Annotated in this window: 12 protein-coding genes; 5 read left to right on the plus strand and 7 right to left on the minus strand. The window is 55.9% G+C overall.

The features are described from left to right. Window positions 1-161: 161 nt before the first annotated feature. Genes H7849_RS08590 through H7849_RS08605 form a run of 4 tightly spaced genes read right to left on the minus strand, consistent with a single transcriptional unit; the run spans window position 162 to window position 4,025 of the window. On the minus strand, window positions 162-962 hold the full coding sequence (locus tag H7849_RS08590; protein WP_186745715.1) for a uroporphyrinogen-III synthase: 801 nt from the start codon (window positions 960-962) through the stop codon (window positions 162-164). Continuing rightward, the gene (gene hemC / locus H7849_RS08595; RefSeq protein ID WP_186745716.1) at window positions 959-1,870 is read right to left on the minus strand and encodes a hydroxymethylbilane synthase; all 912 of its coding nucleotides are present in this window, start codon (window positions 1,868-1,870) and stop codon (window positions 959-961) included. The genes H7849_RS08590 and hemC overlap by 4 nt, the downstream gene beginning before the upstream one ends. Then, window positions 1,867-3,213 carry a glutamyl-tRNA reductase gene (hemA, locus tag H7849_RS08600; protein ID WP_186745718.1) on the minus strand — a complete coding sequence of 449 codons (1,347 nt, stop codon included), beginning with the start codon at window positions 3,211-3,213 and terminating at the stop codon, window positions 1,867-1,869. Before hemA ends, hemC begins: the two co-directional genes overlap by 4 nt. After that, window positions 3,210-4,025, minus strand: a complete 816-nt coding sequence (locus H7849_RS08605) for a cytochrome C assembly family protein (protein WP_186745720.1) — start codon at window positions 4,023-4,025, stop codon at window positions 3,210-3,212. The genes hemA and H7849_RS08605 overlap by 4 nt, the downstream gene beginning before the upstream one ends. Before the next feature lie 128 nt (window positions 4,026-4,153). Here H7849_RS08605 and mutS point away from each other — a divergent pair, with 128 nt between their 5' ends. The 3 genes from mutS (at window position 4,154) to H7849_RS08620 (ending at window position 9,814) form a co-directional block, all read left to right on the plus strand. Then, entirely contained in the window at window positions 4,154-6,817 is a 2,664-nt protein-coding gene (gene mutS, locus H7849_RS08610) for a DNA mismatch repair protein MutS (RefSeq protein ID WP_186745721.1), read from the plus strand. Next, on the plus strand, window positions 6,814-7,875 hold the full coding sequence (gene nagZ / locus H7849_RS08615; protein ID WP_186745723.1) for a beta-N-acetylhexosaminidase: 1,062 nt from the start codon (window positions 6,814-6,816) through the stop codon (window positions 7,873-7,875). Before mutS ends, nagZ begins: the two co-directional genes overlap by 4 nt. 439 nt (window positions 7,876-8,314) lie before the next feature. After that, the gene (locus H7849_RS08620; RefSeq protein WP_186745725.1) at window positions 8,315-9,814 is read left to right on the plus strand and encodes a sugar transferase; all 1,500 of its coding nucleotides are present in this window, start codon (window positions 8,315-8,317) and stop codon (window positions 9,812-9,814) included. A gap of 18 nt (window positions 9,815-9,832) precedes the next feature. Here the strand turns inward: H7849_RS08620 and alaC are convergent, their stop codons facing one another. The 3 genes from alaC to H7849_RS08635 all read right to left on the minus strand — a co-directional run bounded on the left by alaC (window position 9,833) and on the right by H7849_RS08635 (window position 13,039). Next, entirely contained in the window at window positions 9,833-11,035 is a 1,203-nt protein-coding gene (gene alaC, locus H7849_RS08625) for an alanine transaminase (RefSeq protein WP_186745727.1), read from the minus strand. Between the two features lie 133 nt (window positions 11,036-11,168). After that, the gene (locus tag H7849_RS08630; protein WP_186745729.1) at window positions 11,169-11,939 is read right to left on the minus strand and encodes a LytR/AlgR family response regulator transcription factor; all 771 of its coding nucleotides are present in this window, start codon (window positions 11,937-11,939) and stop codon (window positions 11,169-11,171) included. Then, complete coding sequence (locus H7849_RS08635) at window positions 11,936-13,039, minus strand: sensor histidine kinase (RefSeq protein WP_186745731.1); 1,104 nt, start codon at window positions 13,037-13,039, stop codon at window positions 11,936-11,938. The genes H7849_RS08630 and H7849_RS08635 overlap by 4 nt, the downstream gene beginning before the upstream one ends. A 180-nt stretch (window positions 13,040-13,219) precedes the next feature. Here H7849_RS08635 and corA point away from each other — a divergent pair, with 180 nt between their 5' ends. After that, window positions 13,220-14,086, plus strand: a complete 867-nt coding sequence (corA, locus tag H7849_RS08640) for a magnesium/cobalt transporter CorA (RefSeq protein ID WP_186745733.1) — start codon at window positions 13,220-13,222, stop codon at window positions 14,084-14,086. A gap of 69 nt (window positions 14,087-14,155) precedes the next feature. Continuing rightward, on the plus strand, window positions 14,156-15,307 hold the full coding sequence (locus H7849_RS08645; protein ID WP_186745735.1) for a glycosyltransferase family 4 protein: 1,152 nt from the start codon (window positions 14,156-14,158) through the stop codon (window positions 15,305-15,307). Window positions 15,308-15,400 lie beyond the last annotated feature (93 nt).

Genomic DNA, 15,400 nt, shown 5'->3' on the forward strand with positions numbered 1-15,400 from the left:
TCAAGAATGAGGATTTTAGCAAAAGATAGGGGGAGGGTACCAAGACTCGCAGCCTAGCCTGATCTGGCCCGTAGATCTCGTGCTGTTCGGCCCCGTAACGGCAGGCTCCAATCCCGGTTCCCGCAGACTCGATACGCGTAACCCCATCAAGAATGAGGATTTTAGCAAAAACATAGGGAGGAGGGTGGCAAGGCTCGAAGCGTCGCCTGCACCAGCCCATCTACATCGTGCTGCTCAGCCTCAGCCGCAGGCTCCCAACCTAGTTCCCGCAGCGTAGCCGAAGTAATTGGCCCAATCGAAAGCGCCCGGACACCTTCCGGTACCGAACAGATTCGCGCCTCTTCCAACAGGTGAAAAAAGTTGGTCGCCGTCGAAGAGCTGGTAAACGTCACCGCATCCGGCAGCGGAGTGTTCAGGAAAACCCCGCTCACGAGTGCAATCGATTCCTCCGGAATCGCCGATCGATAAGCGTCCACCACATCCACCGTCGCACCCAACCGCCGAAGTTCATCCGGAATCACATCGCGGGCCACGGCCGCCCGAGTCAGCAGCACCCGCGACCCGGCAACCTTGTCGCGCAGAATATCGACAACCGACTCGGCAACATACTTCGGAGGAATCAGGTCCACCCGAAACCCGGCCTCACGCAAAGCCGCCGCCGTCGCCGAACCAACCGCAACCACCTGCACTCCGGAAACAGAGGAAGGCTCAACCTGAAGCAACGCCAAACGCCCCGCCAGCACCGGGACGGTATTCGCACTGGTCACAATCAGCCACTGGTACTGCGACAAATCCTGCAGCGCAGCATCCAGCGGCTCATACGATTCAGGAGGAACAATCTCAATGGTAGGAAGTTCGATAACACAGGCGCCCAGAGCCTCCAGCTCCGTCCGCAGACGGCTGACCTGACGCCGCGGCCGGGTGACAACAATGATCCGGCCCTTGAGCGGCAGTTCACTCACAGCTGAACGGCTCCAAGAATTTCGCGCGCACCCTGTTCCATCAGCCGCTCTGCCAACCGCAGCCCAAGCTCTTCGGCGTTCTGGCCTGGCTGATGTTCAAGCTCTGCCCGCACCAGCGCCGATCCATCGGGATGCGCCACAACCCCGGTCACGGTATACCCTTCAACCAAGAGCTCACAATAAACACCGATGGGCACGTGGCACCCGCCACCCAGCGCCGCAAGCGCCGAGCGTTCAGCAGTCACGGCAAAGCGGGAGGCAGGATCATCCAGAAACGCGACAGCAGCCTGCATCCGCTCATCCTCGGCACGCGTCTCAATCGCCAGCGCCCCCTGCCCTGGAGCAGGACAAAGCACCAAAGGTGAAAATCGCTCGCGAATCCACTCCGTGCGCTCCAGCCGCTCAAGCCCGGCAGAAGCGAGAACAGCAGCATCCACAACGCCTTCACTCAACTTGCGCAGCCGCGTATCCACATTGCCGCGAAACTCGACAAGTTCCAGATCGCGCCGCTGTGCCCGAAGCTGCGACTGCCTCCGCAGACTACTCGTCCCAATGCGCGAGCCCGAAGGCAAAGCCGCGAACGAGTCGTAGTTCACGGAAACAAACGCATCGCGCGGATCGACACGCGGAGGAATGGCCGCAATAGCAAACGGAGCCGCAAGCTCCGTAGGAAGGTCCTTCAAACTATGTACGGCCAGATCAATCCGTTCAGCAACGAGCGCCTCTTCAATCTCCTTGGTGAACATGCCCTTCGTGCCGACTTTATTGAACGCGATACCCTGCAAGGCATCACCCGTCGTACGAATGACCTCAATTGTGACCTCATGCCCTGCGCCGCGCAGCGCATCGGCAATATGATTTGCCTGCCACAGTGCAAGCTGCGAGCCGCGCGAACCGATACGAATCACGAACGTTCCTTTTCTTTGCCCGCGGCAACAGGCTCTCTCGCATCCGCAGGAACGGTCTTCGACACAGACGGCGGATTCACCTGTTCTTGTGCAGAAGGGAGATGGAAAACAGAGCGCATCACTTCGAGCATCAGAGTGTCCGCCTCAAGCGCCGCTGCTTTGATGGCCTGCATGGGCATGTGCAGGAATTTATTCATCAACCCGCGCGTCAGCGCTTCAACCGCCGCCTGCTGTTCCGGAGTAAGCGATTGCAACCGGGCCTGTACGCGACGCAGTTCTGCCTGTCGCATCTCCTCAGCCGTGTTCTGCAAATCGACGATCATCGGCGCAGCGTTCACAGACTGCGCCCGCCGCTGGAACCGAAGCACCTCCTCGGCAATGATCTTCTCAGCACGCTGCGCTTCCCGCGCCCGGTCATCGAGGTGCGACGCTGCAACCGACTGCAAATCGTCGATGTCGTACAGGAAGACACCGTCCACACGATTGATCTCTGGATCGATGTCACGCGGCACCGCAATATCGATAAGGAACATCGGACGGTTGCGACGCTTCTGCAGAAACTGTTGCCCATGCTCGCGGCGGAAGATATGCTCCTGCGAGCCGGTCGAGGCGATAATGATGTCTGCCTGATCTGCCGTCGCGTACAGGTCTTCAAAGCGAATGGCTTGTCCCTTGAAATTCTGCGCCAGTCGCACGGCCCGCTCGTGCGTGCGGTTGGCAACAAGAATTGAATCCGCGCCCTGCCGCATCAGGTGTCGCGCCGCAAGCTCGCTCATCTTGCCCGCGCCTACCAGCAGAACGCGCTTCCCTTCAAGAGATCCGAAAATCTTCTTGGCAAGATCGACGGCAACGGAGGCAATCGAGACCGACGAACTGCCGATCTGGGTTTCGCTGCGAACTTTCTTCGCAACGGTGAACGTCGACTGCAGCAGTTTCTCCAGGTGTGTTTGCACCGCTCCTACCGAGCGCGCCGCCGTGTATGATTCCTTCACCTGTCCGAGAATCTGCGGCTCACCCACTACCATCGAATCGAGACTGGCCGCCACGCGAAACAGATGCTGCACCGCATCCGTCTCGCGATACTCATAGGTATGCGGGCGCAGCGACGTAGTTTCAATGCCAAGATAGCTTTGCAGAAAACTCAACAGGTCCGGACTGATCGAATCATGACAAGCCAGCATCTCAACGCGATTGCAGGTTGAGAGAATCATCGCCTCGTGCACGCCGGGAAATTCGAGCAGTGCGCGGGTCGCCTCGCTCAGCCGTTCGGGCGAAATAGCCAACTGCTCCCGCAACTCAACAGGAGCCGTCTTGTGGTTCACACCTGTGAGCAAAAGCTTCATTGCGTCGGAAACCTATGCACCGAACTGAATAGATTCGCGGCCAGTACACACAGCATGAGAAGGAAAACCGCGCTTGAGAGATATACAGCTCTCTTGCCGCGCAGCCCAGTGGAACGCCGCACGAACAAAATCACCAGGTACAGCACCCACATGACGAACGAAAGCACAACCTTCGGATCGAGGAAATATGCTGCGCCCATGTGTTCCTGCGCGATCAGCGACCCGATCAGCAGGCCTCCGGTCATGCAGTGAAAGCCAAAGATGAGCGTCGTCTTGGCAATCTGGTCCATGGTGTCGAGCGGCGGCAGCCACTCCAGAAACCCAGGCGACTGCCTGTTCTTAAGCCGCCGCTCCTGCGCCAGATAGAAAAGGCTTGCCAGCAGGCTGAAGATCAGCGCCGCATAAGCCGCCAGCAGAAGCGTTACATGAATTGCAATCCAACCACTTCGCACCTGAGAAGACGAGAATGTATATCGATCCGGACCGATGGCGGGAACCAGAATAATCAGAAAAGCAAGCGGCAGCGCGAACACGCCAAAAGAGATCGTGCGATAACGAAGCCAGATCAGCAGAAACGCGGTGACAATCAACAGCGAAAGCGTGGACTGGACCTGGTGCATGCCAACCGGCATCAACCGATGCGCCGCGGCCAGCATTTCCACGAACGCGACAAAGTGGAAAAACCACCCGCCAATCGTCAACGGAAGGCAAATCCTCTGCCAGCGCGGACGGTCGCCAAAAACCGCAGGCAGCACAGACACGCTGGCCAGCCCATAAAGCACCGCCGCAACCCTTAGCCATAGCAGATACATACAGTCGGAATCTTTACGTAAACCCTAAGTATAACTGCCCAGAGTGGCGCAGGCCGCTATGTTATGGATTCCCGTACCCGCAACTCGATTCACCAATCACCCGTTAGCGCATACCAATCCGCATCCCGATGCGATATGCTGACCTTTTCCCAGTGTCCGAAACTTCTCTCCAATCTGTCGAGACGGCGCAGACGCCGCTCATGCGTCAGTACGCCGCAGCCAAGCAACAACATCCTGATACATTGCTGTTCTTTCGCCTCGGCGATTTCTACGAGCTCTTCTTTGAAGATGCTCACGTCGCCTCGCGCGAACTGCAAATCACCCTCACTGCCCGCGACAAAGAGCGTGCCGTGCCCATGTGCGGCGTGCCCTATCACGCAGCTGAAGCCTACATCTCGCGATTGCTGCGCAAGGGCTATCGCATCGCCATCTGCGAGCAGATGGAGGATCCAAAGCTGACAAAGAAGATCGTTCGGCGTGAGGTCACGCGCGTCCTCACCCCGGGAACAGCGATCGATCCCGCTCTTAGTTCCGAGCAGAATAATTTTCTCGCCGCCGTATCCTTTGGAGAAAACGTTGCGGCCCTCGCTCTGCTTGACCTCTCAACCGGCGACTTCCGTGCCGCAGAGTTTACTGGAGCCCAGGCAGTCGCTCTATGCCTCGACGAGTTACAGAAAGCATCGCCCAGCGAACTGCTCGTTCCCGGCCAGAATCCCCTGCTAACACAGAAAGCAGATCTGCCATTCGCGATCGAACGCATCAAGACAAAGACCCCGATCGAAGACTGGGTGTTCACGAGAGACTACGCTGTGCCTCTGCTTGAGCGTCAATTAGGCACTGCATCGCTCGACGGCTTCGGATTATCGCAGCATCCAACCGCCGCCATAGCTTCCGGAGCCATCCTGCATTATGTGCGAAGCACGCAGCGCGTTGAGCTTGGCCACATCGACAGCATTCGCTTTTACGAACGCGCCGAACATCTCCAACTCGATCAGGTGACCGTCCGTAATCTCGAGCTGCTCGAACCGCTCTTCAGTGAAGCAGGCTCGGCGACAACACTCTTCCACACACTCGATTGCTGCCGGACCCCTATGGGCAAACGCATGCTTCGCGCTTCGATCCTTCGCCCCCTGCTGAACGAACAGACGATCCATGCCCGCTACGAAGCTGTCGAATTCCTGAAGAATGACCTGATCCTGCGCGAAAAAGTCCGACAGATTCTCGAGGGGATTCTCGATCTCGAGCGACTGCTCGCTCGCATCTCCCTCGACAGCGCAGGCCCCCGCGATCTGCTGGCGCTGGCAGCTTCGCTGCAACACTTGCCGCAATTGCAAAACGCCCTGACCGGCATTGACCTCTCGCTTTGGAAGCAGATCACCACCCGGCTCGATACCCTGGAAGACATCTGCGCAAAGATTCACCAGACAATTCAACCGTCGCCGCCTCTCACACTCGCAGAAGGTGGCGTCATCGCGGCAGGCAGAGACGAAGAACTGGACGAACTGCGAACCCTCAGCCAGAGCGGACGCCAGTCCATCGCCAGCATCGAGGAACGCGAACGAGCGCGCACTGGCATTTCGTCGTTAAAGGTCCGCTTCAATTCCGTCTTCGGTTATTACATTGAAATCACAAAGGCGAATCTCGCGAACGTTCCAGGTGACTATGAGCGAAAACAAACGCTGGTAAACGCCGAGCGGTTTACCACTCCCGAGCTGAAAGATTACGAGACAAAGATCCTTACCGCGCAGGAGCGCTCGGTTGAAATCGAAAAGCGAATCTTCGCCGAACTGCGCCGCGAAGTTCTTGACCATGCAAGCCGCATCCGCAAAACCAGCACCGCAGTTGCCGAAGCCGATCTCCTGGCAAATTTCGCGCATCTCGCGGCGCTCCGAAATTATGCGCGGCCGCAGCTTGCGACCGAGATACTCCTCGAACTCGTCAGCGCACGTCATCCTGTCATCGAGTGCCTGATGGAAGAACAGAGCGAGGGCCGATTTATTCCAAACGACCTTTACCTGGATGTCCAGGGTCCCGCCATCTTGCTGCTCACAGGGCCGAACATGGGTGGCAAGTCAACCTATCTGCGGCAGGCTGCTTTGCTGGTCATCATGGCGCAGATGGGCTGCTTCGTTCCCGCTGCCGCAATGCGCTACGGACTTGTCGACCGCATCTATACACGCATTGGGGCCAGCGATAATCTGGCGCGTGGACGCTCTACCTTCATGGTCGAGATGACGGAGACAGCGACCATCCTCAACACCGCGACCGAACGTTCGCTCATTCTGCTCGATGAAATGGGGCGCGGCACCGCGACCTTCGACGGCCTCTCACTCGCATGGGCAACCCTTGAATATCTGCATGCGCACATCGGCGCACGCACGCTTTTCGCGACGCACTACCATGAGCTGACCATCCTTGCCGAGCAACTAGCCCATCTCAAGAACCTCCGTGTAGCTGTCAAAGAGACGCCGCAAGGCATCGTTTTTCTGCATGCCATCGAACTGGGGCCGGCCAGCAAGAGCTATGGCATCGACGTTGCGCGTCTCGCAGGATTGCCCCCTCAAGTGATCCAGCGAGCGCGGCATGTCCTGAAGCAGCACGAGCGATCGGAACGCAACAACGTTGCGGTAGAAACAGCAGCGCCGCTGCAGCTCACCATGTTTACGCCACTCTCGCAACGCATTCTCGATCGATTGCAGGAGACGGACATCAACTCCTTGACACCGTTGCAGGCGCTGAATCTTCTTGAGGAGCTGCAGAGCGAAATCAAATCACCACAGGGTAATGCATGAGCACAACGCTTCGCCGGATGGTTGGACAGCTGACAATTGTGGGCCTCGAAGGACCGGAACTGACGTCCAGCGAGCGTACATGGCTCAAGTTGATTCGACCAAGCGGCATCATTCTCTTCCGCCGAAATATTGACGACGCTGAACAGACCGTCCGGCTTCTGCGTGAAGCCGCCCAGATCACTGGTGCACCAAATTTGCGCTGCGTCGATCTTGAAGGCGGACTCGTCGATCGACTGCGCGATTTAATCGCACCCATGCCATCGCCAGCCGAGGTCTACGCGACGCGCAAACCAGCGCTCTTTAAGAAACACGGCCGTCTTATTGCCCAAGAGGTACGCAGCCTCGGCTTCAACACGGTCTTCGCTCCAGTGCTCGATCTCGCGCTCCCCGCCTCCGCCAGCGTGATGCGCACACGCACTGTATCCGCTGATCCCGCCGAGGTAATCGCATATGGCGCAGCCTTTCTTGATGGACTTGCCGCCGAAGGCATCCTCGGGAGTGGAAAGCATTTCCCCGGCCTCGGCGGCGGCAATCTTGATTCGCACCACGCCATGCCCGTCATTCAACGTTCATGGAAAGAGATGTGGGCCGCAGATATCGCCCCCTTCTACGCTCTCAGCCGCCGCTTGCCCATGATCATGGTGGCCCATGCAGCCTATCCCAACGCATCGAAAAGCATGCTGCCAGCCTCGATTTCCCCATTTTGGATCTCCGATGTGCTTCGAAAGAGACTTCTCTATAGAGGTCTCATCGTATCGGACGATATGGAAATGGGAGGGATACTGACGCAGCGATCCATGGAGGAAGCTGCAGTGGAGGCAATCGCAGCAGGAACAGACGTTATCGAGATTTGCAGAAATCAAGCACTTGTTTTTCAGGCTTATGAAGCATTGCTCTCGGAGGCCGAGCGTTCGCCGTCTTTTCGCCGGCGCGTGCAACAGGCGGCAGGACGAGTCCTCCGCAGCAAGAACAAGTTGCTGGCCGGATCTGTGTCTCGGCCACCGTCGCCCCGCAAGTTGGAGCAACTGCGGCGCCAGGTACAAGAACTGCTGCAGTAGATCTCAGACCGGAAGTTCGCCGCTATCGAGAGAACCGGATTGGTAACGAGTGTTTCGGCCATGTTTGTCACAGTAACGATTGCATTTGTGAACACAAGATTCACTACTGATGAAAAAGTGCTCACTTTGATAGACGGTTATATCGAAAGTAACTTGCATTCTTACTATGATGCATGCATGCTGCACTAAAAGCGGAATGAGGGTAAATGGCCACTATGTATACTGTCATTGACTCATAAGTATCAGATCTCATCTGCGTTGCACTCGCTGTGCGCGTATTTTGCTGTTCGGAAACCCTGATTGGTTCGAGTAGCCCCCAGTCAGGAGCATTCAAAACGCGGGTGAGGCAAATGGCCGCCGCTCGTACTCCCCTGTTGGCAACTACTGCTCCCACTTTCAAATCGAAACAAGCTTCGGCTAACTGTGTCTGTAAACAAATATGGCAACATCAGAGTACATTCGAAAGGCTGAGCAATCTGAAAGGCAACTCAGGCGAGCAGGTTACCAAACGATCAGCCGCCGCCGGGTTGCCGGGCCGGTTCTCGCCTCCAAGCTTCTACGAATGTCCGGCGATGTCATCATCGTTGTTTTGGCCTTTGCTCTGGCTCTTGAAATCAAGCTTCACGTCTTGAACGACACATTCCAAGTCACCCACGCCTCCACGGTCTACCTCTATTTAGGCTTCTTTGCGTGGTTTCTCTGTTGCCTGCTCCTAGTCTCAGAACACTATGATCTTTACAATCCGGTGCTAGGCGCCGGCGGTCTTCGCGAACTCCGTTTAACCGTCCAGGCGACGCTGAATGCCGGATTGCTTCTGTGCGGCGGTCTCTACATGGCGCGATTGGAACTGGCCTCGCGCGCGGTCGTCATACTGCTGATCTGTACAACTACCATTGCCCTCTGCATCTGGCGGGCAAGTATCCGGCTCGCCTATTATCGACATTTCGAAAAAGGTATTGATCTTCGCAACGTCGTCATTCTGGGCACAAATCATCTGAGCCAGGCGCTTGGCAACCACATCGCCAACAATTATCGGCTTGGTTATCAGTTTCTCGGGTATCTTTCAGCGTCCGGCCGTTCGGACGAGTCCGTTGACTCCTTGACGATCCTGGGAAGCATCGATCGGCTGCGCCAGCTTACGCGACAGCATTTCATTGATGAAGTCGTCATCACACATGCGCTTCCAATAGAGCAAGTGATTCTCCTGCTCGAAGAGGCGCGTGAATTGGGCATCGATATTCGAGCCATCTCTGGTCTCTTTGGCGATCTTTCCCGCCACGCCACAATCGAATATCTCGGCGTCTATCCGGTCAGGTCGTTGCATCGCAGCCATTCCAGAACACTGTCACATCTCTTCAAGCGTGCCTTCGACATCATTTTTTCGCTGGCAGTCTTGCTTGCCGTCCTTCCCTTGATGTTTGTCATCGCGGTTCTCATCCGCGTCGACAGCAAAGGACCCGTCTTCTATGTCTCGGAGCGCATTGGCAAGCGCGGACGCGTATTCCCCTGCTTCAAATTCCGCACCATGGTACGCGATGCCGAGAAGAAGAAGCGCGAACTGGCAGCCCTGAACGAGCGCGACGGCATCCTTTTTAAGGTATCGAACGATCCACGCGTAACACGCGTCGGCCGCATTTTGCGCAAGTACAGCCTTGACGAGCTGCCGCAATTCTTCAACGTCTTCCGTGGCGAAATGAGCGTCGTCGGCCCACGCCCGCCGATAGCCAGTGAGGTGGAAAAGTACGCTCTGGAACACTTCCGCCGCCTGGAGGTCATGCCAGGCCTTACCGGCCTTTGGCAAGTTCACGCAAGGCAGGACGCTTCGTTCGCCAAGTACATCGAATTGGACACGGCGTACGTTGAGAACTGGACTTTCTGGCTGGACGTAAAGATTCTTATGCGTACGGCGCAGGTCGTCGTTCGCGGCACGGGAGCCTGATCCAACACAGACGCCGGGCTATTGTGCCACTGGCTGCGCAAGGACCCCATCTTTCAGGAGCATCTGCTTCATACAGCGCAACGCCTGCCGTGTGCGTTCCTCATTTTCAATCAATGAGAATCGCACGTGGCCATCGCCAAATTCTCCGAAGCCGATTCCCGGACTCACGGCAACTTTCGCGTCTTTTAGCAGCTTGGTAGAAAACTCAAGCGAACCCAGGCTCCTGTAAGGCCCCGGAATCGGCGCCCACACGAACATCGTTGCCTTCGGCAGTGGAACCTGCCATCCCAGCTTATTCAATCCCTGCACAAGCACATCGCGGCGCCTGCGATAGTTCTCGCAAATTTCCTGCACGCATTCCTGCGATCCTTCAAGCGCCAGAATCGACGCGACCTGGATCGGCGTAAATGTTCCATAGTCGAAATAGCTCTTGAGACGAGCCAAAGCCGCTACCAGCTTTCTGTTCCCAACCATAAAACCGACTCGCCAGCCCGGCATGTTGTAGCTCTTTGAGAGGGTGAAGAACTCAACCGCAATATCCTTCGCCCCCGGAACCTGCAAGATGGACGGGGCTTTATATCCATCGAAGCAGATGTCGGCATACGCAAGATCATGCACCAGATAGAGATTGTGTTCCTTGCACAGTGCCACCACGCGTTCAAAGAAGGTCAAATCCGCACACTGCGTCGTTGGATTCGCGGGAAAGTTGAGAATAAGCATCTTTGGCCGCGGATACATCAGCGGAATTGCCCGCTCCAGCTCCGCCAGAAATGCTTCCGTGTCATGGATCGCCACGCTGTGAATATTCGCACCGGCGATGACCGGTCCATAAATATGGATCGGGTAACTCGGATTCGGAACGACGACAACGTCGCCCTGATCAAGGGTGGCAAGACACAGATGAGCAATTCCCTCTTTCGATCCAATGGTGACAATCGCCTCTGTGTCAGGGTCCAGCGCGACATCATAGCGCTTTTGATACCAGTTGCAGATCGCCTTTCTCAGCCGCGGAATTCCCCGCGAGAGTGAATACCGGTGCGTCTCCGGCTTGCGCGCAGCTTCAATCATCTTGTCGACGATGTGCTGCGGCGTTTCGCCATCAGGATTGCCCATCCCGAAATCGATAATGTCTTCGCCGCAGCGACGTGCCGCCGACTTAAGCTCCGTGGTGATGTTGAAAACGTAGGCGGGCAGTCTCTTGAGTCTTGAAAATTCTTCCACTCGAATCAGTCCTGTGCGCGTGTGCGATCAAATAACTGATTCCAACTATAGAAGATGCAGGCAGAAATTTCCTAGCAAGCGCTGATGCCTTGAGTTAGCGAACTTGAGTACTCCATATAAGGCCCAGCGATCCCTAGACCCCGCTCAATGCTTCCTGCAATCGATCACTGTAACTGCGGCTCACGCGAAGCGTGGTTCCGTCCTTCAGGCGCAGCAGACAGTCGCGATTCGCCAGCGCCTGCATTTCTGATATCCGATCCAGTCGAACAATCGTGGAGCGATGAATCCGGATGAACGTCGACGCGTCGAGCCTGCGCTCCAGAATGTGCAATGGCTCGCGAAGCAAATGCGTCTTTCCGTTGACGTGCAGCGCGGCATAGTCGCCCTGCGCTTCAATCCACTCCACTTCGTTTGCTGTAATGAAGAAGACCCTCCGGCCGTTACGAATGGCGAACCGCTGCTGGTTTCCTGACGGACGCTTGGCATGCAGATCAGAGAGCAATGACTCCAGCCGCTCCCCCAGCGTGTTGTCCTTCTCCATTTGCAGCAATCGCTGCACCCGGTCGATGGCCTCGGTGAAACGAACATCATCGATTGGCTTCAACAGGTAATCCGCGGCGTGTACATCGAACGCGCGCAGCGCATACTGATCGAATGCAGTGAGAAAAATGACGGCCGGGCGTTCATCCGGGGCCAGTTGCTCCAGCATTTCGAAGCCATCCATCTCCGGCATCTGCACATCGAGAAAAATCAGATGCGGATGATGCTCCGAAATTGCGGCCAAAGCATCTTCGCCGTTGCCGCACTCGCCAACCACTTCAAATTGCGGGTAAGGCCGCAGACGCGAAATGATTCCACGCCGCGCTAAAGGTTCATCATCAATCACGATGGCTCGATATGTCATTGTGCCCTGATCTCCTGTAATCGAGTACCCGCCAGCTCAGCGGGCGCCATATAAGTGTGGAAAGGAATCTTGATCGTTACTTTGCACACATCTCCTGCGGAAAAATCAATTGTGAATTCGTGAGCATCGCCATACAGTTGCTGCAAGCGAGTACGAATATTCGTCAGCCCGATTCCGTACGTGCACGGCTTTCCGTTCAACGGCACCAGCTCATTCCTTACCTGGATCACGAGATCGTCCTTCTCGCGAAAAGCGGTCATGAACAGCTCACCGCCATTGCGTTTCTTTGCAATGCCGTGCCGTACCGCGTTCTCGACCAGCGGCTGCAGCAGCAGGCGAGGAACCCCGGCTTCAAGCAAACTGGAATCCGTCTCCTCGATCACCATCAGCCTTTCCCCTAACCGCGTCTTTTCGATCTCCAGATACAGCCTTGTAATATCAAGTTCGTCGCGCAACGGGCTCTCGTAGGTGCCGTTGTCATCCAATGTGGCTCGCAAAAAGTCAGCTAGTCGCGCAATCATGCGATTGGCTGTCGCCGTATCCCGCTCATACACCAGCGTAGAAATCGAATTCAGCGTATTAAACAGAAAATGCGGATGAATCTGGTATTGCAGTGCTTTCAGCTCGGCCTCATGCACCAGAGATTCCAGATGCAGCAGCCGTGCACGCTCTTCCGCCTGCGCCCCATAGAACTTGATGCCGAAATACAATGCGCTCCACAACGCAAGAACGAACGTCGGACTGAGTGCATTCGCAAAGATGTAATACCACTCGAACTTCTCCCACGATGGCATCAGGTATTTCGCTTCCAGCCACAAAAGCAGCGTTCCGCAAATCAATCCAAGCGAGTAACAGCTAAGCGCCACGACGCGCACTACATGGGACCACGAAGCCTGCTTTCGCCACAAGCGACGGCACACAGTGTGTTGCGGAAAACTGGCTAGAAAACAGACTGCGCAAAAGGCGAGGCGGTACAGCAGCTCGCTTCGAAGCTCCTTTGAAGGAAGGAAGCTCAGCAGCTGTAGAACAAAGTAAACACTCCAGCCTCCGGCCTGGACCTGCCAGAAAGATGGCAGCCGCTGCTCTTCAGAAAGTCTCACACTGCAATATGTTAGCGGGAAATTAATCCCGAAGGCCCGGCAGTATGTCGCAAAATTTACACGACTCACCGTTCAAGCATCAGAAATCGCCCGTAAATGGCATTGCGAAGAACTTCTCCACAGCAATTCCCCCACCCAACTTACAATCGGTGAGAAGTACCGGAGCCCCCGAAGAACCTTATGGAATGGCATAACATAATCGACGCGTCCAGGGCCGACCTCGATGCTCTGGCCGAGCGTTACCATCTTCATCCGCTCCACATTGAAGACTGCCGTCAGCGTCTTGGAAGCGCCAAAATCGAAGAAGGGGAGACCTATCTCTTCACTGTAGTCAAGTGCGTGGAGTTGAGGGCCGACGGCAACATTGACGCTCACGATGTTGACCTGTTCCTCGGCAGAGACTACCTCATCACGGTCCTGGAGCCGGACGACAAAGACACGCGCCAAAACGTCGAACGACTGCGCGCCAACAATGACCATTCCCGCCCTGACCAGCTCTATTACCGCATTGTGGACGCTACGGTCGACAAATACCTTCCCGTGCTCGATCACTTCAACGAAATCATTGACGATCTCGAAGACATTGCCATGGAGGCAGTTACCCCAAAAACGCTTTCTCGAATCTTCGAAATCAAACGTGTGCTCATCGAATTGCGGCGCATCCTCGGGCATACGCGCGACGTATCCGCACATCTTCAGCGCGTCGACTCGCCTTACATCAAGCGCGACATGTGGCCCTTCCTTCGTGATGTGTACGATCACATCGCCCGCAACCTCGACCACGTTGAGATGCTTCGCGATCTGCTCAACGGCTGCCTCGACGTCTATCTGTCCAGTGTCGCGAATCGCACCAATCAGGTTATGAAGGTCCTCACCGTTCTCAGCACCATTGCCCTGCCCGCGCTTGTGGTTTCTGGAATCTATGGAATGAATGTGAAAGGCTTGCCAGGATCAGAAACTCATTACGGCCTGTTAATCGTAATCGGCATGATGGTCGCCTCCACCGTAATCTTGCTCTGGATTCTGCGTAGATTTGATTGGCTCTGATTCAGTCATTCGATCGTCAGAAAACCCTCATATAGAATGAACGAAAACACATAGCCACGCTTCTCATACATGCAGGTCATCCAGGCGACACTTGGCACCTTTCATCATTTTCATTTAGCTCGCGAACTGAAATCGCGTGGCTACTTGAAGCAGATCTACTCCACATATCCTTGGCGGCGATTGCGCCGTGAGGGCCTTCCGCGTGAATCTGTCACCACGTTTCCCTGGCTTCACACATCGCAGATGGTGGCTGGCCGTTATATCTCCATCCCGAAAAGCATCGATCGCCCTCTGGGAGATTGGATCGCAACATCCTTTGACGCATGGGTTTCCCGTCAACTTTCTGCATGCGACGCCTTCGTCTCGCTCTCCGGCTCCGGATCGAAAAGCGGTGAGCGGGCGCAGCAACTTGGCGCAAAGTACGTCTGCGACAGGGGCTCTTCGCACGCGCGCTACCAGCAGCAACTCCTGCATGAAGAATATCGACGCTGGAAGGTACCGTTCGCTCAAGCTTCATCTGTCGATCGCGAGGAGCGCGAATACGAAATCGCCGATGCAATCACGGTTCTCTCCGAATTTGCTCGCCGGTCTTTCATTGAATGCGGCGTGCCCCCGGAAAAAGTCTATAAGATGCTTCTCGGCGTTCAGCTCGAAGTATTTCGCCAGACCGCAGAGCCGCCAATCGACTCGTTTGAGGTGCTTTTCGCCGGCACGGTCAGCTTTCGTAAAGGAATCCCCTACCTGCTTGAGGGTTTCCGCAGACTGAAGCATCCCCGCAAGCGCCTTCGCATCGTTGGATTCGTTCCGCAAGAGATCAGACCATATCTGAAAACGCAGGATCTCACCGACATTGAAATCACCGGTCCACGCTCGCAAGCCGAGCTTGCGCATATGATGAGCCAAAGCCATGCGCTCGTCCTTCCCTCCATTGAAGATGGCTTCGGAATGGTGCTTACGCAAGCCATGGCCTGCGGATGTCCTGTCATCAGTACCACGAACACCGGTGGCCCTGATCTTTACACCAACGGCGAAGAAGGCTTCATCATTCCCATCCGCTCGCCGGAAGCGATTCACGGCGCGCTTCAACAACTCGCCGAAGACAGTTCTTTACGAGCGAAAATGAGTGCCGCATCTCTCGGCAAAGTCCAATCCTTCGGCGGTTGGCATCAATACGGCGAAAACTTCGCCAACTTCCTTAAGCGGCTCTGCGGCTGCGCCTGATTCTTCTGGTAGACGAACCACGATCTGATTCGAGCACTCTGGCGCTGGGGGGTCACTGGTTACGCAAGCGTTGTGCAACTACAATCTGCGCAG

This window comes from Alloacidobacterium dinghuense (genome assembly GCF_014274465.1).
Classification (GTDB): Bacteria; Acidobacteriota; Terriglobia; order Terriglobales; family Acidobacteriaceae; genus Alloacidobacterium; species Alloacidobacterium dinghuense.